This is a genomic window from Tenacibaculum finnmarkense (assembly GCF_900239185.1).
Classification (GTDB): domain Bacteria; phylum Bacteroidota; class Bacteroidia; order Flavobacteriales; family Flavobacteriaceae; genus Polaribacter; species Polaribacter finnmarkensis.
This window is the reverse complement of record NZ_OENA01000077.1, coordinates 1-1,426: the sequence shown is the minus strand read 5'-3', so window position 1 is coordinate 1,426 and position 1,426 is coordinate 1. Positions and strand designations below refer to the sequence as shown.

General features: G+C 35.7%; 2 protein-coding genes. Both read left to right on the top strand.

The genetic code is table 11. The annotated features are described in order from the left end of the window. The first annotated feature begins 222 nt into the window (after positions 1-222). Complete coding sequence (locus tag AQ1689_RS13325; RefSeq protein ID WP_239759818.1) at positions 223-648, top strand: reverse transcriptase domain-containing protein; 426 nt, start codon at positions 223-225, stop codon at positions 646-648. 43 nt (positions 649-691) lie between these two features. Continuing rightward, positions 692-1,354, top strand: a complete 663-nt coding sequence (locus tag AQ1689_RS13320) for a reverse transcriptase domain-containing protein (protein WP_239759817.1) — start codon at positions 692-694, stop codon at positions 1,352-1,354. Positions 1,355-1,426: the final 72 nt, after the last annotated feature.

Genomic DNA, 1,426 nt, shown 5'->3' with positions numbered 1-1,426 from the left:
TGAGTGAAAGAAGATGTCATTACCTGGGGAGGTCTCCAAAATCACGAGTTGGTTATGGAGAAGTCAGCAGAGGTCATAGTACCTACAGGAAACGAGCAGAGGAAAGATCTCACAAGGTCTCACAAGTAGGGAAGGACTGAACATTAAATTACGTTGCAATTCAAATAGGATGCCTAGCTAGCCTATTTTTAAACCAACAGAAGTTAACAAATTATTAAATCTATGATTGATAAAATACTAGAAGTTACAAACCTTTTTAAAGCATCACGTCAGGTGGAGCGAAATAAAGGAGCGTGCGGAATTGATGGTATGAAAACAACGGAATTATCAGCTTTTATAGCTGAAAACCGTTCTGAAATACTCGAAATTATCAGCAAAAACGGCTACGTACCAAACTCAATTTTAGGAGTAATGATTCCAAAAGGAAAGGATAAAACCCGACTTTTAGGAATCCCAACAGTAGTAGACAGATGGCTACAACAAGCGGTAAATCAACAATTAATGGTTCAATTTGAATACGATTTTGAACCTTTTAGTTTTGGATTTAGACCGAAAAAGAACATCCAAAAGGCAGTATTACAAGCTCAGCAGTATATCAATAATGGTTACCAAGATATTGTGGATATTGACCTGAAAGGGTTTTTTTGATGAAGTAGACCATTGCATTTTATTACAACTTATTTATCGCAAGGTGAAATGTCGAACAACCATGCGTTTAATCCGAAAATGGCTAAGAGCTCCTATTTTAATCAATGGGAAACTTCAAAAGCGCAGAAAAGGAATCCCGCAAGGAAGCCCAATAAGTCCATTATTATCTAACATAATGTTAGACGTTTTGGATAAAGAAATGAAAAAAAGGGGTCTGTTATATGTCCGCTATGCGGATGATTTTAGCATTTATGCAAAGACCAAACGTGAGGCAAAACAAATAGGAAATATAGTATTTATCTTTTTAAGAGATACATTAAAATTACCTATAAACCGCGCCAAAAGTGGCATCCGCAGACCCGTAAATTTTGAGTTATTAGGACATGGTTTTGTGCCAATCTACAAAAAGGGCGTAAAAGGACAATATCAGCTTGTAGTAGCAAAGAAAAGTTGGGCAAAGTTTAAGCGTAATCTAAAGAGTATTACCAAGAAAACAAAGCCAATATCAGTATCAGAACGCCTAGAACGGCTTAATCAAGTCTGTCGAGGTTGGATGAACAATTACCGCTTAACGAGCATCTATGCAAAAGTAAAAAAGCTAGATGAATGGTTAAGAAATCGGTTACGATATTGCATTTGGCACGATTGGAAAAAGCTTGAAAGGAAGCGTAAAAACCTAATCATGTATTGTCCTGAAATAGGTTGACCTTTTTTTTGAATTTATAAGGTTAATAATTCCAGATTTTTTTTATTTCTTCGATACGATTTATATTCGATA

Coding starts and splice junctions, on each gene's coding strand:
- AQ1689_RS13325 (WP_239759818.1), top strand. CDS start 223: ATGATTGATAAAATACTAGAAGTTACAAACCTTTTTAAAGCATCACGT.